Source organism: Haemophilus sp. HMSC061E01 (genome assembly GCF_001810345.1).
Lineage (GTDB): Bacteria > Pseudomonadota > Gammaproteobacteria > Enterobacterales > Pasteurellaceae > Haemophilus_D.
In genome coordinates, this window is record NZ_KV801015.1 from 497888 (window position 1) to 517156 (window position 19269).

A 19269-nucleotide genomic window follows, 5' to 3' on the forward strand; every position below is an offset into this window, starting at 1 on the left:
TTATTTCCAGAAATGTGTAAACCCAAACTTCTCTAATTTAGTTTGCATCCAACTAATCTTCGCCTTGCTACGACATTCAATATTAATAACATATCCTTCATTCGTTTCTCGGAATAAATCAATACGTTTTTCAATACGTTTTTCACCGTCCCAAATAGCTGATAATTGTTCCCTCATTATCGCTTCTAAGTTTGTTAATAATGATTCTTCACCATCAAAATCTAATTTTTCTGAGTCACCTTCTATACGAGGCAATACCTTCATCATTAAGAAATCATCCCAAACGGATTGTAGATCAATCTCATTTTTTGGATTGATACATTTTACAGAAAGTAATAATTCATTTAATGCGCGATAAGCTAATTCAAAAGGAGAATTCTTTAATACACTATTTACTTCTGATAAAAATTCACAGCTTTCTTTAACAAAAGGTGAATCCAAATTAAGAGATAAGCTCGCATCGGAATAAATAGGATAGGTAAATGTCTTATTTTGAGTGTTAGACGAGAAATAAGCATTAAAGTCATTTGGATAAAACTCATTAAAGTCGAAGCTTAATGCTCGATCTAAAACTTTCCGAGAGAATCCGTGAGTAGTTTCATCCATATTTACTGTGCCTGCCACAATAAGATTAAATGGGATTGAAATTCCATTTTCTTTAAAATGCTCCCACAATATATCTCCCTCACTTACTCCTAAATCAGTTGGTTGAATATTCTCAAGTGCACTTGCTTTTAATAAAGGATCGCATTGATATACTTTTCCATTCCATTGACGAGTTTCTAGTATGGAAAGATAATCCGAAAAATATTGCTCCACTGGCGCCAAGTTCATTTCATCTAAACAAAGCCAATAAGGTTGAATCTCATTTAATTGCTCCTCAGTTACTTTACCGGTTTTTAGGTCAAAGCCACTATCTGAAATATGTTTCCAGGCCTGTACAATAAAACGTAACACATCAGTGGTAATGTATTTTGGCTGACTTCCTAGATGAGAAATATAACCTAATAAATCAGAAGGCTCATGCCAATCAGGACGAACAGAAACTAAACAGTAATTATCCAGCCCTGTTCGCTCTGCTTGTTGGCGAACGAAACGTGTTTTACCTGTACCAGAAATGCCGGCTAGGATGAGGAAGGGTTTAGATAACCTTATTATATTCATTTCTCTGTCTACTTTTGAGTCGCTAGTATCATTAAAATCACCATTTAATTGCCATTCATCATAAATATCAAGCAATTGATATAATTCACTTTTAATAACATCATTAGATGGAAGCATTTCTTTTGAATAATATTTTGAAATTATGTTAGAGTAGTTATATTTTACAGCACTACCAGATACACCTTTTCCAAGATCAATTTCATCAAATGTAAACTCATTATAATTTGAAATATTTTTTATACTATTTCTTAATTTTGATGTTGTTTCTATTAATTTACTTTTTGACATACCATCAGCTTTTTGTTGCAAGGATAGATATACACCTGAACAATCTGCTTTAAATAAATAAGTAACATATACATCTTTTCTCTTAGATATCTCAATCCATGGAACAGAAGCCCATCCACCTTGACCAGGATGAGATTTAATTGAATAATTTTTTCCTGAGAAATTATTTTTTATATCAGCAATTAAAGCATAAAATATTGGCTCATAATTTTCTTTTTTAAACGGCTGTTTTTTGATATCTAAATAATTATTTAGAACTTTTAGCAACCCTTCTCTTAATGACATTTTTTAATCCTTTATTTATAAAAAACGGTCAGCTCTAAAAGAGCTGACCGTCCTTACAATCAAAAACTACAACGCTTCAATCGCTTTATACTGCTCTTGGATTTTTTCTAATCCAGATTGGTATTCGGCTTGTTTTTCGCGTTCTTTTGCAATCACCGCTTCTGGTGCTTTAGCCACGAAAGCTTCATTACTCAGTTTATTCTCGATACGTTTAACTTCGTTTTGATATTTTTCAATCTCTTTGGTTAAACGGGCAAGCTCTGCTTCTTTATTGATAAAGCCAGCCATTGGCACAAGCAATTCAGCATTGCCAACGAGTTTCGCTACCGCAAGCGGTGCGGTTTCGTTTGTCGCTAACACTTGAACGTTGTCTAATTTTGCCATGGCTTTTAAAAGAGCGGTCTGTTTTTCGAGAATTTTTGCATTTTCTGCACTTAAATTACGGAATAACAGATCTAAGCCTTTACTTGGTGCGATGTTGCTTTCTGCACGGATGTTACGTACCGCAACGATCACTTCTTTTAACCACTCAATTTCAGCTTCTGCTTCTGGATCAAAGCCGTTCTCTTCCACTTTCGGGAATGGTTGTAACATAATGCTGTCAGCTGTAATACCCACAAATCCTTTCACTTTTTGCCAAATTTCTTCGGTAATAAATGGAATGAGCGGGTGTGCTAAACGTAATAATTTTTCTAACACATGAACCAAAGTTTGGCTTGCCGCACGGATTTGTGCTGCATTGCCGTTGGCAAATACCGGTTTAGTCAATTCTAAATACCAGTCACAGAATTGGTTCCAAGTAAACTCATAAATCGCATTGGCACAAAGGTCAAAACGATATTGGCTTAATGAATTACGGAAAGTTTCTACTGTACGGTTGAATTCTGATTGAATCCAACGATCCGCTAATGAGAATTCGATCTCGCCTTCGCTTAAATCTAATTTTTCATTCGTAAGAACGAAACGGCTTGCATTCCATAATTTGTTACAGAAATTACGGTAGCCCTCTAAACGTTTCATATCCCAGTTGATATCACGGCCGTTTGAAGCCAATGCTGCTAATGTGAAACGCAATGCGTCTGTACCGTGAGCCGCAATACCTTCAGCAAATTCTTTGCGCGTTGCTTTAGCAATTTTCTCTGCTAATTGCGGCTGCATCATGTTGCCAGTGCGTTTTTCAAGTAAATCTTCAAGGCTAATACCGTCAATCATATCGATTGGGTCAAGTACGTTACCTTTCGATTTCGACATTTTTTGACCTTGTTCATCACGGATTAAGCCCGTTACGTATACCGTTTTGAATGGCACTTGTGGTTTGCCGTTTTCATCTTTTACGAAGTGCATCGTAAACATAATCATACGCGCAACCCAGAAGAAGATGATGTCGAAGCCGGTAATCAACACATCCGTTGGGTGGAACATTTTGAGCTCTTTGGTTTGCTCTGGCCAACCTAAAGTTGAGAATGTCCATAAGCCTGATGAGAACCACGTGTCTAACACGTCTTCATCTTGCTTGAGTTCAACCGCAGAATCTAAGTTATATTTTGACCGCACTTCTTCTTCGTTGCGTGCAACATACACGTTGCCTTCCGCGTCATACCACGCAGGAATGCGGTGTCCCCACCAAAGTTGGCGAGAGATACACCAATCTTGAATATCACGCATCCAAGAGAAGTAAAGGTTTTCGTATTGTTTCGGTACGAATTGGATTTCACCATCTTCCACCGCTTTAATCGCCACATCGGCAAGCGGTTTCACGCTCACATACCATTGGTCGGTTAACATCGGCTCAATTGGCACACCACCACGGTCGCCATAAGGCACTTTGAGATCGTGTGGTTTGATTTCGTCTAATAAACCAAGCGCTTCAAAATCTGCCACGATTTTCTTACGTGCAGCGAAACGCTCTAAGCCACGGTAATCAGCTGGAATAGTTGCTTCATAGCCAGCAAGTGGTTTGCCGTCTGTGCCGATAATTTCCGCTTCATCACGAATATCCGCATTTAAAGTTAACACGTTAACCATAGGTAAGCTGTGACGTTTACCCACTTCGTAGTCGTTAAAGTCGTGCGCAGGGGTGATTTTCACCACACCGGTACCAAATTCACGATCCACGTATTCATCCGCAATAATCGGAATTTCACGGTTTGCCAATGGCAGAACCACTGTTTTACCGATTAAAGATTGGTAACGCTCATCTTCAGGATGCACTGCAACCGCCGTATCGCCCAACATGGTTTCTGGACGTGTAGTTGCCACCACTAAATAATCTTTACCATCTGCCGTTTTCGCACCGTTGGCTAACGGATAACGGAAATGCCAAAGCGAACCTTTGCTCTCTTTGTTTTCCACTTCTAAATCGGAAATCGCGGTGTGAAGTTTTGGATCCCAGTTTACTAAGCGTTTGCCACGGTAAATCAAACCTTCTTCGTGCAAACGAACAAACACTTCTTTTACCGCATTGGATAAACCATCGTCCATCGTGAAGCGCTCACGTTCCCAGTCGATAGAGTTTCCTAAACGGCGCATTTGTTGGCTAATTGTGCCGCCTGAATAGGCTTTCCAATCCCAAATTTTGTTGATGAATGCTTCACGACCATAATCGTGGCGAGTTTTGCCTTCTTCAGCCGCAATTTTGCGCTCCACCACCATCTGAGTTGCGATACCCGCGTGGTCTGTCCCCGCTTGCCATAAGGTGTTATGCCCTTCCATACGGTTAAAACGGATTAAAGTATCCATTAAAGTTTGTTGGAAAGCGTGCCCCATGTGTAGGGAGCCTGTTACGTTCGGCGGTGGAATCGCAATGCAATAGCTTGGCGCATTTTCATTTTCAGACGGTTTAAAATAACCACTCTCTTCCCAATGTTGATAAAGGGCTTGTTCTACCGCAGACGGATTAAAACGGTCTGCCATTTCGAATTTTTGTGTCATTTATATTTTCTCTAATTAATGATTATTTAGATAATTGTAGTTGTACTTTTAAAAGGCTTTCTCTAGCTGCCTGCAATTCAAAATCTTTTTTGTGTTGACATTCTTGATCGTAACAATGTCTAGCTTTTATATTACTAATCTCATTTTTCCAATAATTAACTTGATTACTTAAATTCTCTATTCCCTGTAAGTTTTTTATTGAGGTTACAATCCAATCGACATTACTTTTTGACAGATGTTGGTACTTATTGAACTCTTCTTTAGTAATTAAGTTATGATACTCGTTTCCCCAAAAAACATTACTAGTCTCAACTGTTTTTTGGAGTTCTGTAACTCTTTTTTCTAATGCTTGAATTGGGGTAATAACCTCTATTCCTAATTTGCTACGTATATTATCAACTAAATTTTTAGGAACTATAAAACCTAAATAAGTGCAAAGCAAAAATGATAGAATAAGAAAATTAATCCAAGACAACCATGATGGCTTATTCATAACATTTCCTTCAATAATTTAAATTCAATTAAATAAAACCCTGCCTCACTCGGATAAATCCCCCGAATCACCTCTTTCAATTCTTCCAATCCCATATTTTCCTGCTTGGCATGCTGTTCAGTCAGTTCATCAAGGGTAATCGGCGACACGCTTAACACTTCAATCGTGCAGAAATATTGATTATCTTCAAAGCGCCCTACACGCAAAATATCGCCCGTTTTAAAATGGCTTTCGGATTTATCTCGAATGGTGATGGTTTTACGCCCGGCGAGAATATCGGCTTCGAAACGTTGATAAAAGGTAATATCGTTCATAAAGTGCGGTCACAAAAAATCTATTTTTTTATTTTGAGGGCGAATTAATCACGCCCTCATATTACTAAGGATGAGATTATTCCTCAATCCCTCTTAATTCATCTTTAATACGTTGAATTTCTAAGAATAAACGGCGTTCTTCTTGACGGCAGAAACTATCACTACTTAAATTTTTCGCGTCAGCAGAACAACGAACTTGTTTATATTGTTTTTCTAGCACATTCAATACCGCTTTTTTCTGTTTATATTTAGCACTTTCTTTCGATGCTTTGTCAGCAGGAATTACGCGTGCTTTCTGAGCCGTTGCAGCTTGTTGTGCTAAAACGGTTTCTTTTTTCTCTGATACTTTTTCTGCCACATCATCCGCTTTCGCCTCTTTTTTAACTTCGGCTTTCACTGCGTCTGATTTTACATCTGCTTTGTTAGCCTCAGCTTTAACTTCTGTGGTTTCTGTTTTCTCAGCGACTTTTTCGGCTGATTTAGTTTCAGCCACCAATTCTTTTGATTTTTCAACCGTACTTTCTGCTTTTTCTGTTGATGCAGGTATTCTTACCGCTTTCTCAACTTGGGTTGATGTGTTTTCTTTATTGTCACAAGCAGATAATAAGGTGCTTGCGCCGAGAATAAGGCTTAAAGCCACTTTAGCGTTTAAATTCATGTTAATTTCCTAGGTTTTAAAGTTAAAAATATTAAGTGTTTTCAGTAGAAAGCGTCCAACCCTGCGAGCGAAGAATTTTATAACGTTCACGCGCTTGAGCTTTTTGCGTTTCTTCTACTGGTACAAAATCAATTAATTGTGTAAAGCTGTGGCTAAAATCCGGCACTTCCATTTGCAAATTGATCAGCAAATCTCGACGTTGGGCATTGCGTTTGCCTTTCCAACTAATCTCAATTGGCGGTGCATATTGTGTTGCTTCGCCAGAAAGATTATGAGGAACAAACTCATTTGGATCCCGTTGCCATAATGCTTCATCAATTAAAAATGCTTGCTCTTCTGTTTCACAAGCGATTAACACTCGCTTGCCTAAACGCCACGCTTGAGCGGCAAGATCACAGGCAAGTTGCTCAACTGTTATCTTCTTTTCTGGATTTAAGAGATAAAATTGTGCGTTTTTTGCCATGATTGCGACTTCTCCATTTATCGTTTTGTAAACCGGCGGATTTTATCAAAAAAGCACTAAAAAATAAATCATCAACAAGGTGATTAACGCAAATAGAAAAAACACGGAAATTTTTTACCGCACTTTTATGATCTACATCACAAAAGTGACTTTTTACCTTTATGTTACATTCCATTCATAACTCGTAGGTGTTAGAATTTTCAAGATTTGTTTTTATTTTTGATGATAGGAGTATCACATGGCATTTCGTATTGAAAAAGACACTATGGGCGAAGTTCAAGTTCCTGCAGATAAATACTGGGCAGCACAAACCGAACGTTCCCGTAACAACTTCAAAATTGGTCCGGCAGCCTCTATGCCGCACGAAATTATTGAAGCTTTCGGTTATTTGAAAAAAGCCGCTGCTTTCGCAAACTGTGATTTAGGTGTATTACCTGCTGAGAAACGTGATTTAATCGCAACCGCCTGTGATGAAATCCTGGCAGGAAAATTAGACGACCAATTCCCATTAGTCATTTGGCAAACCGGTTCAGGTACACAATCAAACATGAACGTGAACGAAGTGGTGGCTAACCGTGCTCACGTTTTACATGGTGGTAAATTAGGTGAAAAATCATTCATCCATCCAAATGATGATGTGAACAAATCCCAATCTTCAAATGATACTTTCCCAACTGCAATGCACATTGCGGCATACAAAAAAGTAGTTGAACACACTATTCCTTGTGTAGAACGTTTACAAAAAACTTTCGCTAAAAAATCAGCAGAATTTAAAGATGTGGTAAAAATTGGCCGTACTCACTTAATGGACGCAACCCCATTAACATTAGGCCAAGAATTCTCTGCATACGCCGCACAATTAGATTTTGGTCTACGTGCACTAAGAAATACCCTTCCACACTTAAGTCAATTAGCACTTGGTGGTACAGCTGTAGGTACTGGTTTGAACACACCAAAAGGCTATGATGTGAAAGTAGCAGATTACATTGCAAAATTCACTGGTTTACCATTTGTGACTGCAGAAAACAAATTTGAAGCGTTAGCCGCACACGATGCGATTGTGGAAACTCACGGTGCAATTAAACAATTAGCGATGAGCTTATTCAAAATTGCAAACGACATTCGTTTATTAGCATCAGGCCCTCGTTCTGGTATCGGTGAAATCTTAATTCCTGAAAATGAACCAGGTTCTTCAATCATGCCGGGTAAAGTGAACCCAACTCAATGTGAAGCATTAACCATGGTATGTGCACAAGTATTCGGTAACGATACCACTATCTCTTTCGTTGGCTCACAAGGTCACTTCCAATTAAACGTATTTAACCCTGTCATGGTGGCGAATTTCTTACAATCTGCACAATTATTGGGTGATGCTTGCGTATCATTTGATGAACACTGCGCAACCGGTATTCAACCAAACTACCCACGCATTAAACAACAATTGGAAAATTCATTGATGTTAGTAACCGCACTTAATACACACATTGGTTACGAAAATGCAGCGAAAATTGCGAAAACAGCACACAAAAACGGTACAACCTTACGTGAAGAAGCGATTAACTTAGGCTTAGTTTCAGCCGAAGATTTCGACAAATGGGTTCGTCCAGAAGATATGGTGGGTAGCTTAAAATAAACTCCCCTAATAATTTGATGTCAAAGGCAGGTATTCCTGCCTTTTTATTTGTGTTTTTTTAGAGGGCTTTTTTGTTATAATCACGGCAATATTTTTGATATGAAAAAAACTATGAAACTGAAATTTATTATTGCTGCCATTTCAGCCTTATTTTCCACCGCACTTTTTGCCCAATGGCAACCAGTTGGCAACGCTGAATACACATGGGGGCCATTCCATGTTTATACTGTCGGCTTATATTCTGAAACGGGGTCATATGAAAAGAATGAACGTCCGTTAATGTTTTCGATTAAATATGAGAAACCAGTTGAAGGGAAAAATTTCGCCATTGCTTTAACTAAAGAAATGGAAGCCCAAAACTTAAGTAAAGATGACACCACCGCATGGCTGAAAAAAATGCAGGAAATCTTTCCTGATTTTTCACCAAGCGACATCTTAAATTTTGTTGCCTTAGCGGATAAAGGCTATTTTGTGTTAAATGACACCGTGTTAGATCACGAATTCGATCAAAAATTTACACAAGCGTTTATTGATGTGTGGCTTTCAGATAAAAGTAGTTTTATCAAATTACAACCGCAATTATTAGGTAAAGAAAAACCGGCTCACGATAGCAAAGAATTTCAACATCAACCGGCAAGCGAGCCTTTTGATGAAGAAAATACGATGCCGGAATTACCACCAAATTACGATTTTAAACAAGACGCAAAAGGATAAACAACAAGGGCGAACATGATATAGTTCGCCCTTTTCTTTTATTGTTTCACTTGCTGTTCTAAAAACAAGATCATCTGCAATGCAATATCAATGCCACTGGTCTTCTCAATCATTTCTAACCCCGGGCTAGCATTTACTTCAAGCACCAATAACCCTTCTTTTGAACGAATCAAATCAACACCGGCTACCGCAAGCCCTAAGGCTTTAGTTGCACGAATGGCGATGGATTTTTCCTCTTCAGTGAGTTTAACTTTTTCTGCAGTGCCACCACGATGAAAATTTGCACGAAACTCGCCATCCTGTCCAATACGCTGCATTGTAGCGACGACTTTATCACCGATCACAAAACAGCGAATATCTGTCCCTTTTGCCTCTTCGACAAAATCTTGTAACAAGACAGGCACATTCGCATCTTTTAACGTTTCTAAAATACTGACCGCACTTTGTGGACGTTCGGCTAAAATCACGCCAATACCCTGTGAGCCTTTTAAGGTTTTAATAATCATTGGAGCAGTTGTTTGCTTAATCGCTTGTTTCGGCTCAACCTCACAACCCGATAAGACTGAAGTTGGAACAGCAATACCTTGCTCCAATAACATCTGCAAACTTCGCCATTTATCGCGAGCAGCTAAAAATGCCTGTTCTTTATTGAGGCAATAGACACCCTTTCCTTGTAAATGACGCAATACCGCACAACCCATTTGGGTACTTGTCGTCCCAAAGCGAGGCAACACAGCATCATAATCAGACAATAAATAGGGTTCACTTTCTGCATTTTGTTGATAATATAAAGAAAAGTGCGGTTGATTATTGTCGAGTTTTAAAATACAACGATTAGGATCCAAAATATCCATTTGATGCCCGCAACTTTCCGCTGCTTCTTTTAAACGCTGGCAGCTATAAAGGCGAGGCTCGCGGCAAAGCATCAATAATTTCATTCAGTTATACCCTTAGGAAAAGAAGAGTTGATATATTACACCAATCACAATAATCCTGAAAAATGATTTCTGCTTTTGTGGAAATAGAGTAAAATCATTAGGAGTTTTGTTTAAATAAAAGGAAAATTTTATGTTCGTAGTTATTTTTGGTCGTCCTGGCTGCCCTTATTGTGTACGTGCAAAAAACCTTGCTGAAAAATTAAAAGGTGAAGTAGCGGATTTCGATTATCGCTATGTAGATATTATCGCTGAAGGCATTTCTAAAGCAGATTTATCAAAATCTGTCGGTAAAGAAGTGGAAACTGTGCCACAAATCTTTATCGATGAAAAACCAATTGGCGGTTGCACTGATTTCGAAGCATTAATGAAAGAACAATTTAACGTTGTTGCTTAATTATTGCTAAAAACATAAAAGTGCGGTTAATTTCAACCGCACTTTTTTATTTCATCTTAGTTAATTTGCAACGAGATCGCCCAATCCCATTCCGTTTCACTCAAACGATATTGCGCTTTTAACGCAGGTCCACAAGAGTTAGAACCTACCCCACTCATTTTATAATCCACACACAAGATTGTACTGCCACTTTTCTCCAAATCATATTGGTGCTTTTTACTGCCCAATTCTTCTTGAGAGTAAGGGGAAACATTCATACTAAAAGGCGTATGACTTTGCACGGTAAAGCAATCAGACGAATTTGCCACCTTCACTTCAGTACAACCATAGTGACTGCCATTTTCTTGCGGTTTCAAATAAGGCACATGATTACTTTCTGGCGTTGTTTTATAACGACCTAAAGCCGTGGCGTGATGTTTATCTAGATAACTTTCCGTTGGACCATAGCCCACATACTCCACTTGGTTAAATCCTTGATTAAGGAAAAAACGTAAACCAAAGCGTGGTAAGAATGGCAAGTGCGGTTGTTTTTCAGCATGAATATTGATGTGAAGTAACCCATTTTGTTCAATACGATACACCACATTCAATGTCAGAATTCGCGCTTTTGATACGGCGACCAGCCCCAATTTGAAGGTGATTTCAACCGCACTTTCCTGCTCGGTTAAACGGTAATTATAAACACGGCTCGTAGCACGATCGTAACCTGCAGCAAGCCAATGTGCTTTAATTAAACTATCGTTATCCAAAGGCGCTCGCCAAATATTAAAATCGGCAGGTTGATTCAACCAAGGCTCGCCAGCTTTACGAATTTGTTGAATAGTGCCTTTATATTGCTCAAACTGGTATTCAATATCTGAAACTTTAACTGAAATTAAATTGGCATATTCTGAAACAGAAATCGATTGGATATTTGATTTGATCTCATCAGCGAATAAATGTGATTGCGCCGACAAAATAATCTGATCAAATCCCAAACTATGTCCTTGAGGAATTAAACCTGTTTCTGTTTTTTGATGATAGGTCAAGGTCAAAATTTGTAATGAACCGTTACTTGCTGGCAATGGTAAAGGTAAAAGTGCGGTTGATTTTGGCGCAATTTTTAAATCATCTATTTGGCCTTCTTGTACAACAGAAAAGTCCTCGGTGATTTGATAATGAATCGAAATAGCCTCTGCCGCATCCGTAAAATCCAAATAATTTTTGAGTTCAATATGACTATTTTTTAATGCAGCTCGAAGTGGGCGGTACACATTTTTGTATTCCAACAAATTGCTTTGAATTTGGCGGTCTGCCGTGACTAATCCATCAGCACAAAAATTACCGTCATTCGGTGTGTCATTAAAATCCCCGCCATAGCCCATCTTGCTTGAGTTTAGCAAATAAGGGGAATGATTGCACCACTCCCACACAAAGCCACCACAAGCGCCAGCATGTCTTTCCATAGCTTGGAAATAATCTTCCGTGTCTCCGCAAGAATTCCCCATCGCATGCAAATATTCACAAAAAAGATACGGCTTTTGATTTTTGGCATCGGCAAAATAAGCATCCAATTCTTCCGTACTGGTGTACATTTCGCTATGAAAATCTAAATTGGATGTATCATTTTGATGCGCTGAATGTTGAAATATCGCATTTTCATAATGCACTAAGCGACTTGGATCGCGTTGTTTTACCCAAGCGGCCGCTTGCTCAAAATTCTCACCATAACCACTCTCATTGCCTAATGACCAAATCACAACAGAAGGCCGATTTTTATCTCGCTCAATATTGGCATCAGTGCGGTCTAAAATGGCTTGATTAAATTCAGGACTTCGAGCCATATAGCAATAATTGTCGATTGTTTTTTGACGAATTGCGTCATGATCAATCTCTGTTTTTCCCCCTAACAAAATACTTGTTTCTGGCGACTCTACATAGACTGTATTCGTGCCGTGTGATTCGATATCACTTTCCGCAATCACATAAAAACCATATTCATCACACAACTCAGTAAACCAAGGTGCATTCGGATAGTGGGCTGTGCGAATGGCATTAAAATTATGCTGTTTCATTAAGCGTAAATCTTGTAATGCTTGCTCTCGACTAATGACATAACCCGTTTTCGGATCGCTATCATGACGATTAACACCTTTAAACTTAATCGCTTGTCCATTAAATAGCGTGACACCATTTTTGACTTCAATATGACGCAAGCCGACCTTTTGACAAATCACTTCTGATCCATATTGCAAAATCAACGTGTATAAACGAGGGTTCTCCGCATGCCATAATTGTACATTTTCAATTTCAGCATGAAAGGCACGCCCTTTTTGTTCTGTTATCAATTTGCCTTGAGGATCAAATAATTGCCAAGAAATGGGTTGTTCGCGTTCTGCAAACTGACATGCTACATACAATTGGGCCTTGGTAAGTTCTTGATTAAATTGTGTTTGAATGAAGAAATCTTGTAAGTAATTTTTTTCTCGCTCTAACAGATAAACATCTCGAAAAATACCAGACATTCGGAATTTGTCTTGGTCTTCCAAGTAACTGCCATCACACCATTTCAACACGAGAACATGTAAGTGGTTTTCTCCTTGTTGTAAAAAGTCAGTAATATCAAATTCACTGGTGCAATGACTAATTTGGCTGTAGCCCGCAAATTGGTGATTCACATAGACAAATAAGCAACTATCTACCCCTTCAAAATTTAAGAGATACCGTTTTTCAGCATTGATTTTGACATTAAAAATGCGATGATATAAACCACAAGGATTTTCAATGGGCACATAAGGCGGATCAAAAGGGAAAGGATAATTTACGTTGGTATATTGATGATTATCGTAACCATGATTTTGCCAATTGGAAGGGACGGGGATTTTATCTGTAAATGAAAAATGAAGGAAATCTTGAGGCAAGTGAGTATAGCTTTCAAAATAAGCAAAATCCCATTCACCATTTAGTAAGGTAAAGTAAGGGGAAAATTCTCGTGTCTTTTTGACCTCACTTTCTGTTGAAGAAAAAGGAATAAAATAAGCATGATGTGGTGTGGTATTCACATGTAAGGTTTGTGGATCTTCAAAATAACGAGGCAACGACATAAAAACTCCCAATGCAATTTAGCCACATAAAAAAGGCGCCTGAATGACGCCACTATACCTAAAATCTTCGATGAATCTAGCGATAAGTTCACAAATCGTGATACTTATCACATTAATTTTTATGGCAATTTTGCCAAGAAGACATAACCGCCTTTTTCACTCATTATTTCAACATTAGAATCCGCTGTAATGAATGCTGACTCACCTTGTTTTAAGGTAAGTGCGGTTGATTTTTCTTGAATTTTAAGCTCGCCTTGCATCACTAACAAGATGCCTGCACTTTGAAGATTCACTTTAGTATGCTTTTCGGGTTCGACACGAATTTGAGCTAAAGCAAAGTCTTTTACTGGCGTTTTATAAGTAAATTCTGACTGATTTTGAGGTGCGGCTGAGATAATTTGAGGTGTTACTTCACGACAATCCACAATTTTTAATAATTCGACAATATCGACATATTTTGGTGTTAATCCACCACGAATCACATTATCAGAACAGGCCATTAACTCCACGTTTTGTCCGCGAAGATAAGCATGAGGAATCCCTGCATCCTGGAAAATACCTTCCCCTTCTTTCAAATGTACGATATTAAAGAGATAAAAACATACCAAGCCGGCATCTAATTTTTCAGGTGAAATCGCCATGGCTTCCATGGTATAAAGCACCCAATAATCAGGATTATCTAGCGTCAACTCACCATTTTTATAAGGCTGTTGGTTGGCTTCAATAATAGGTAATAGCCAATTTGCGAGCGTTGATTGATCCGCCAACATCACATCTGCATAAAATTCAGCAAGGCTCTGTGTGCCAAGTTTTTCAGCCAAAGGTTGCAAAGAGGGGCGCGCATTTAATGTAGCAAGAATTTGAGATTTTGTTTTAAAACCATGTAAAAGCCAGAAATCAGATAAGGCAATCATCATTTCAGGCTTGTGGTTTCGGTCTTTATAAATCCGTGTGCTATCAGTGAGTGATACACCTTTTGCATTTTCAGCCTCAAAGCCCTTTTCAGCTTGCTCTTTAGTCGGATGTAATTGAATCGATAACGGCTTTTCAACATCTAAAATCTTTAACAAATAAGGGAGTTCATCACCAAATTGCTGACGACTTGCTTGCCCTAGTGCGGTCGGATTTTGCGATAAAAATTCAATAAGGGATTGTTTACCTGTTACATTCTCAATATCAGAAGGCGCTGATGGATGTGCGCCTAACCACCACTCAGCACAAGGTTGTTCTTTCGCTGAATTTAATCCAATCAATGATGCAATATAGTTTTTCCCGCCCCATGCATAATGCTGCACTTGGCCAGTTAATCGATAAATCATCTTTACCTTCTTTAAAAAGAATAAGGATAAAAAAATCCGCTTATTTAAAGCGGATCTTTTAGTCTATAAATCTTATTTTGTTAAACTTAAAACAACAGATTCTCCAGCAATCACTTCACCTGATTTTTTCTCGATAGATGAAATTTCATCCATATTAGAGATAACAACAGGTGTTAAAACTGATTTTGCTTTTGATTCTAATGTTACTAAATCAAATTCGATTACTGTGTCGCCGCGTTTTACGCTTTGACCTTCTTGTGCGATGCGAGTGAATCCTTCACCTTTTAATTCAACGGTATCAATACCGAAGTGAACGAATAATTCAACACCCTCTTTTGATTCCATTGAGAAAGCGTGGTTGGTTTCAAAAATTTTACCAATTACACCATCAACAGGCGCCACAATTTTGTTACCTGTTGGACGAATTGCGATACCATCACCCACGATTTTTTCAGAGAAAACAACATCTGGTACATCTTCGATATTCACAATCTCACCAGAAAGTGGCGCATAAATTTCGACTTCCACTGTTTTATTTTCTTTTGAACCAAATAATTTGTCAAATAAGCCCATTTTAATCTCCTATCTATTAAAGATGGCTAGTATTTTAACGTAAAACTCTGTTTTTGTATCTAGTTTAACGATTTTTCTGCTAAAAAAGCTTGAATTAATTGCTCAATTTCAGTAGCAGTTGGTTTTTCTAATGCTTCATCAGCTAAGGCTTTCACCTCTTGATAATTCACATGACGAATTAATTTTTTAATACGTGGTACAGAAATTGCACTCATACTAAATTCATCTAAGCCCATACCGAGTAACAATAAGGTCGCGCGTTCATCACCGGCTAACTCACCACACATCCCCGTCCATTTACCTTCAGCATGAGAAGCATCAATCACTTGTTTGATCAATCCTAGTACTGAAGGTGACATTGGGTTATATAAGTGAGAAATCAATTCGTTACCACGGTCAACGGCTAAGGTATATTGGGTTAAATCGTTTGTACCAATACTAAAGAAATCCACTTCTTTCGCTAAGAATTTCGCATTCACTGCTGCAGATGGGGTCTCAACCATGACCCCCACTTGGATGTTTTCATCAAAAGCTTTACCTTCTGCACGTAATTCTGCTTTTAAGGTTTCCAATACAGATTTTAATTCGCGAATTTCTTCTACCGAAATAATCATTGGAAACATCACGGCAAGTTTACCAAATGCAGACGCTCGTAATACCGCTCTTAATTGTGCGTGTAAAATCTCACGACGATCAAGGGCAATACGCACCGCACGCCATCCTAAGAATGGGTTCATTTCTTTTGGTAAATTTAAATATGGAAGCTCTTTGTCACCACCGATATCCATGGTACGTAATACCACTAGACGCCCTTCCATTGCTTCAACCACTTCTTTATAAGCAATGAATTGCTCTTCTTCGCTCGGTAATTGATCACGATCCATAAAGAGGAATTCAGTACGGTATAAACCCACCCCTTCTGCTCCATTACGGTGTGCGCCTTCGCAATCACGAATCGTACCAATATTGGCTACCACATCGACTTTATGACCATCAAGGGTCACTGCAGGCAAATCTTTTAATTTCGCTAATTCTGCTTTTTCTTCAGCAAGTTTTGCTTCTAGTGTTTTTAATTCATCGATTTCAGCTTGAGTCGGATTCACGTAAACACGATTGTTCACGGCATCCAAAATAAGATAATCACCGGTATTCACTCGCGCAGTGACATTATTTGTCCCAACAATGGCCGGCAATTCAAGTGAACGAGCCATAATTGAGGTGTGAGATGTTCTACCACCAATATCCGTGATAAAACCTAATACTTTTTCTAAGTTTAATTGAGCAGTTTCTGATGGGGTTAAATCGTAAGCCACAAGGATGGACTCTTCGGTAATATCACCAAGATCCACAATATGCATGCCTAAAATATTTTTGATTAAACGATTACCGATATCGCGAATATCACCCGCACGTTCTTTTAAGTATTCATCATCAATTTCAGACAACATTTCAACTTGTTGATCGATGATTTTACTTGCTGCCACACTCGCATTCACTTTGTTTGAACGAAGATAATCAATAATTTCCTCTTCTAACTCTTCATCTTCAAGGATCATTAAATGGCCTTCAAAGATGGCCGCTTTTTCTTCACCTAAAGATTTTAATGCACGTTGATGAATAGAATTAAGTTGCTCAACTGCAGCTTCACGACCAGCATAAAAACGGGCAACTTCTGCCTCAACTTGATCTTCTGAAATTTTTTGCGTATCAAGAACAATTTTTTCTTCTTTTAATACTAAGGCTTTACCAAAAACGATACCTGGTGACGCTGGAATACCTGTAATCATACTTTTACCTTCCGAGATAATTTATTAAAGGTTAGATAAACAATAGCCATAGAATAGAAATCCTATGGCTAATCGTAAATTATTCTAAAGTAGGAATTAATGCTACTAAATGTTCAACGGCTTGTTGTTCGTCTTCACCTTCCGCCGAGATGGTGATTACAGTTCCTTGCGTTAAGCCTAAGGTTTGTAGCTTAAATAGGCTTTTCGCACTTGCACTTTTACCACCGGAGGTCACTGTTACATCAGAAGCAAATGCTTTAGCTTCTTTAACAAATTGCGCCGCCGGACGGGTGTGTAAACCATTAGGAGCTGTAATTTCTACATCTTTTGAGAACATAATGTTACCTCTATAGTAATTGTAAAATTTAGTCTATAAATCCGCTGTAGTATCTCTATTAAATGCCCAATAATCAAGGCTAAACACAAAAAAACTTGAGCTACATCACGAAATTAGGGGTACTTTATACCTAATTTACAGTAAATTGTCTACTACACAGAAAAATGACGTTGTGATTTTGTCTCACTTAAACTTTCAATTAAGCGATGATAATTCTCATAACGTATCGGTGAAATCCGACCTGCTTCTACCGCTTCACGTAAGGCACAGCCTGGATCATTCAAATGTTTACAATCACGGAACTTACACGTGCCTAAGACATATTGAAATTCACGATAGCCTTTGGTGATCTGATCTGGCTCCAAATGCCATAAACCAAACTCACGAATACCCGGTGAATCAATCAAATTACCGCCTTGTGGCAAATGATATAAACGAGAAGAAGTTGTGGTATGTTGCCCCAAGCCTGAGGTTTCACTAATACCACCGACTTGTGCATTGACGGTTGGCAAAATATGATTAATTAAACTGGATTTGCCTACCCCTGACTGCCCCACAAAAATGGATGTTCCATCACTTAAAAGTGCGGTCAATTTTTCCATATTTTTTCCAGTTTCAGCAGAAATGATGATGGTCTGATAACCAATATCACGGTAAATCTGTAACTGACTTTCCACTTCCTGCTCTTGCTCCGAATTCAGTAAATCGCCTTTATTTACCACGATGACTGGCTCGATCCCCGCATTTTCACACACCACTAAATAACGATCGATAATATTGAGTGAAAGTACTGGCACAACCGCAGAAACAATAATAATACGATCGATATTCGCCGCGATTGGTTTCAACCCATCATAATAATCTGGGCGAGCAATTTCATTTTGTCTTGGGTGAATGGCTTCAATCACGCCGCTCACCCCTTGGAGCTGTTCATTGCCTTGTCGCCAAATCACTTTGTCTCCAACCACGAGACTAGAAAGTGTACGACGTAAATTACAACGGAAAATCTCGCCTTGTGCATTTTCCACATCGGCATGAACTGAATAACGCGTAACGACTACCCCATCTTGGCTTTCACCTAGCATATCATCTTGCCATTCCACTTCTTTCTTCTTGTGGCGATGCAAGGCTTTCGCGTTATTTGATTGAATTCGACGAGTTTGATTTTGCGTTAGTTTACGTTTGCTCATAAAGTGCGGTCGTTTTTTCCGATGTTTTTCGTTAAAATAAACGGGATTAAGAAATGTTCATAGGATACCTTATATTATGCAATTAGATAAACAAAATCTGATTTGGATCGATTTAGAAATGACAGGATTGGATCCTGAAAAAGAACGCATTATTGAAATCGCAACCATCGTGACGGATAAAGATCTCAATATTTTAGCGGAAGGTCCTGTGATTGCGGTGCATCAAAGTGATGAATTATTAAACAAAATGTCGGAATGGTGCGTAAAAACACACACAGCAAATGGCTTAGTTGACCGTGTCAAAGCGAGCAAACTCACCGAACGTGCAGCTGAATTACAAACGTTAGATTTTTTAAAACGATGGGTACCGAAAGGTGCTTCACCGATTTGTGGCAACAGCATCGCACAAGATAAACGCTTTCTTTATAAATATATGCCTGATTTAGCCGATTATTTCCATTATCGTCATCTAGATGTGAGCACGTTAAAAGAATTAGCGGCTCGCTGGAAACCAGAAATTTTAGACGGGTTCAAAAAAGGCAATACTCATTTAGCCCTTGATGATATTCGAGAGTCAATAAAAGAGTTAGCTTACTACCGTGATCACTTTATTAATCTGGGTTGATGAAAACTTAGGCAAACTCAATCATTTGCAAAATCTGCGCTTGCGTTGAATAAATTTTTTCGTATAATGTTGCCTCATTC

Annotated in this window: 17 protein-coding genes; 4 read left to right on the top strand and 13 right to left on the bottom strand. The window is 38.4% G+C overall.

All coding sequences use genetic code 11. The features are described 5' to 3' along the window. From HMPREF2732_RS08340 to HMPREF2732_RS08365, 6 genes are all read right to left on the bottom strand, one after another. Complete coding sequence (locus tag HMPREF2732_RS08340; RefSeq protein ID WP_070592430.1) at nt 1–1737, bottom strand: MrcB family domain-containing protein; 1737 nt, start codon at nt 1735–1737, stop codon at nt 1–3. A 66-nt stretch (nt 1738–1803) separates the two neighbouring features. Then, nucleotides 1804–4668 carry a valine--tRNA ligase gene (gene valS, locus HMPREF2732_RS08345; protein ID WP_070592432.1) on the bottom strand — a complete coding sequence of 955 codons (2865 nt, stop codon included), beginning with the start codon at nt 4666–4668 and terminating at the stop codon, nt 1804–1806. Between the two features lie 22 nt (nt 4669–4690). Continuing rightward, nucleotides 4691–5161: a hypothetical protein gene (locus HMPREF2732_RS08350; protein ID WP_070592434.1), complete on the bottom strand. Its 471-nt coding sequence runs from the start codon at nt 5159–5161 to the stop codon at nt 4691–4693. After that, on the bottom strand, nt 5158–5475 hold the full coding sequence (yqfB, locus tag HMPREF2732_RS08355; RefSeq protein WP_070592437.1) for a N(4)-acetylcytidine aminohydrolase: 318 nt from the start codon (nt 5473–5475) through the stop codon (nt 5158–5160). Before yqfB ends, HMPREF2732_RS08350 begins: the two co-directional genes overlap by 4 nt. 76 nt (nt 5476–5551) lie before the next feature. After that, complete coding sequence (locus HMPREF2732_RS08360) at nt 5552–6133, bottom strand: hypothetical protein (protein WP_070592440.1); 582 nt, start codon at nt 6131–6133, stop codon at nt 5552–5554. Between the two features lie 31 nt (nt 6134–6164). Then, nucleotides 6165–6596: a DNA polymerase III subunit chi gene (locus tag HMPREF2732_RS08365; RefSeq protein WP_049355404.1), complete on the bottom strand. Its 432-nt coding sequence runs from the start codon at nt 6594–6596 to the stop codon at nt 6165–6167. A 238-nt stretch (nt 6597–6834) separates the two neighbouring features. Here HMPREF2732_RS08365 and fumC point away from each other — a divergent pair, with 238 nt between their 5' ends. Together fumC and HMPREF2732_RS08375 are read left to right on the top strand one after the other, a co-directional pair. Further along, the gene (gene fumC / locus HMPREF2732_RS08370) at nt 6835–8229 is read left to right on the top strand and encodes a class II fumarate hydratase (protein WP_049366126.1); all 1395 of its coding nucleotides are present in this window, start codon (nt 6835–6837) and stop codon (nt 8227–8229) included. A gap of 111 nt (nt 8230–8340) precedes the next feature. Beyond that, on the top strand, nt 8341–8943 hold the full coding sequence (locus HMPREF2732_RS08375) for a chalcone isomerase family protein (RefSeq protein WP_049374051.1): 603 nt from the start codon (nt 8341–8343) through the stop codon (nt 8941–8943). Between the two features lie 38 nt (nt 8944–8981). Here HMPREF2732_RS08375 and HMPREF2732_RS08380 read toward each other — a convergent pair whose 3' ends face one another. After that, nucleotides 8982–9881 (bottom strand): ATP-grasp domain-containing protein, encoded by a 900-nt coding sequence (locus HMPREF2732_RS08380; RefSeq protein WP_070592442.1) that lies wholly within the window; start codon nt 9879–9881, stop codon nt 8982–8984. A gap of 130 nt (nt 9882–10011) precedes the next feature. Between HMPREF2732_RS08380 and HMPREF2732_RS08385 the strand changes: the two genes are divergently transcribed. Further along, nucleotides 10012–10275 carry a GrxA family glutaredoxin gene (locus HMPREF2732_RS08385; protein WP_005695639.1) on the top strand — a complete coding sequence of 88 codons (264 nt, stop codon included), beginning with the start codon at nt 10012–10014 and terminating at the stop codon, nt 10273–10275. 56 nt (nt 10276–10331) lie between these two features. On the opposite strand, the gene HMPREF2732_RS08390 is transcribed toward HMPREF2732_RS08385, so the two are convergent. The 6 genes from HMPREF2732_RS08390 to rsgA all read right to left on the bottom strand — a co-directional run bounded on the left by HMPREF2732_RS08390 (nt 10332) and on the right by rsgA (nt 18564). Then, nucleotides 10332–13358 carry a glycoside hydrolase family 2 TIM barrel-domain containing protein gene (locus tag HMPREF2732_RS08390; protein WP_070592445.1) on the bottom strand — a complete coding sequence of 1009 codons (3027 nt, stop codon included), beginning with the start codon at nt 13356–13358 and terminating at the stop codon, nt 10332–10334. A gap of 119 nt (nt 13359–13477) precedes the next feature. Beyond that, on the bottom strand, nt 13478–14677 hold the full coding sequence (gene manA / locus HMPREF2732_RS08395) for a mannose-6-phosphate isomerase, class I (RefSeq protein WP_070592448.1): 1200 nt from the start codon (nt 14675–14677) through the stop codon (nt 13478–13480). 72 nt (nt 14678–14749) lie between these two features. Beyond that, nucleotides 14750–15250 (bottom strand): PTS glucose transporter subunit IIA, encoded by a 501-nt coding sequence (gene crr / locus HMPREF2732_RS08400; RefSeq protein WP_070592451.1) that lies wholly within the window; start codon nt 15248–15250, stop codon nt 14750–14752. 59 nt (nt 15251–15309) lie between these two features. Then, nucleotides 15310–17037 (bottom strand): phosphoenolpyruvate-protein phosphotransferase PtsI, encoded by a 1728-nt coding sequence (gene ptsI / locus HMPREF2732_RS08405; RefSeq protein ID WP_070592453.1) that lies wholly within the window; start codon nt 17035–17037, stop codon nt 15310–15312. A 79-nt stretch (nt 17038–17116) separates the two neighbouring features. Continuing rightward, the gene (gene ptsH / locus HMPREF2732_RS08410; protein WP_005695633.1) at nt 17117–17374 is read right to left on the bottom strand and encodes a phosphocarrier protein Hpr; all 258 of its coding nucleotides are present in this window, start codon (nt 17372–17374) and stop codon (nt 17117–17119) included. Nucleotides 17375–17526: 152 nt separating this feature from the next. Then, the gene (gene rsgA, locus HMPREF2732_RS08415) at nt 17527–18564 is read right to left on the bottom strand and encodes a small ribosomal subunit biogenesis GTPase RsgA (RefSeq protein ID WP_070592457.1); all 1038 of its coding nucleotides are present in this window, start codon (nt 18562–18564) and stop codon (nt 17527–17529) included. A gap of 76 nt (nt 18565–18640) precedes the next feature. Here rsgA and orn point away from each other — a divergent pair, with 76 nt between their 5' ends. Then, nucleotides 18641–19189: an oligoribonuclease gene (gene orn / locus HMPREF2732_RS08420; RefSeq protein WP_049366140.1), complete on the top strand. Its 549-nt coding sequence runs from the start codon at nt 18641–18643 to the stop codon at nt 19187–19189. The last annotated feature ends 80 nt before the right edge of the window (nt 19190–19269 follow it).

Coding starts and splice junctions, on each gene's coding strand:
- HMPREF2732_RS08340 (WP_070592430.1), bottom strand. CDS start 1,737: ATGTCATTAAGAGAAGGGTTGCTAAAAGTTCTAAATAATTATTTAGAT.
- valS (WP_070592432.1), bottom strand. CDS start 4,668: ATGACACAAAAATTCGAAATGGCAGACCGTTTTAATCCGTCTGCGGTA.
- HMPREF2732_RS08350 (WP_070592434.1), bottom strand. CDS start 5,161: ATGAATAAGCCATCATGGTTGTCTTGGATTAATTTTCTTATTCTATCA.
- yqfB (WP_070592437.1), bottom strand. CDS start 5,475: ATGAACGATATTACCTTTTATCAACGTTTCGAAGCCGATATTCTCGCC.
- HMPREF2732_RS08360 (WP_070592440.1), bottom strand. CDS start 6,133: ATGAATTTAAACGCTAAAGTGGCTTTAAGCCTTATTCTCGGCGCAAGC.
- HMPREF2732_RS08365 (WP_049355404.1), bottom strand. CDS start 6,596: ATGGCAAAAAACGCACAATTTTATCTCTTAAATCCAGAAAAGAAGATA.
- fumC (WP_049366126.1), top strand. CDS start 6,835: ATGGCATTTCGTATTGAAAAAGACACTATGGGCGAAGTTCAAGTTCCT.
- HMPREF2732_RS08375 (WP_049374051.1), top strand. CDS start 8,341: ATGAAACTGAAATTTATTATTGCTGCCATTTCAGCCTTATTTTCCACC.
- HMPREF2732_RS08380 (WP_070592442.1), bottom strand. CDS start 9,881: ATGAAATTATTGATGCTTTGCCGCGAGCCTCGCCTTTATAGCTGCCAG.
- HMPREF2732_RS08385 (WP_005695639.1), top strand. CDS start 10,012: ATGTTCGTAGTTATTTTTGGTCGTCCTGGCTGCCCTTATTGTGTACGT.
- HMPREF2732_RS08390 (WP_070592445.1), bottom strand. CDS start 13,358: ATGTCGTTGCCTCGTTATTTTGAAGATCCACAAACCTTACATGTGAAT.
- manA (WP_070592448.1), bottom strand. CDS start 14,677: ATGATTTATCGATTAACTGGCCAAGTGCAGCATTATGCATGGGGCGGG.
- crr (WP_070592451.1), bottom strand. CDS start 15,250: ATGGGCTTATTTGACAAATTATTTGGTTCAAAAGAAAATAAAACAGTG.
- ptsI (WP_070592453.1), bottom strand. CDS start 17,037: ATGATTACAGGTATTCCAGCGTCACCAGGTATCGTTTTTGGTAAAGCC.
- ptsH (WP_005695633.1), bottom strand. CDS start 17,374: ATGTTCTCAAAAGATGTAGAAATTACAGCTCCTAATGGTTTACACACC.
- rsgA (WP_070592457.1), bottom strand. CDS start 18,564: ATGAGCAAACGTAAACTAACGCAAAATCAAACTCGTCGAATTCAATCA.
- orn (WP_049366140.1), top strand. CDS start 18,641: ATGCAATTAGATAAACAAAATCTGATTTGGATCGATTTAGAAATGACA.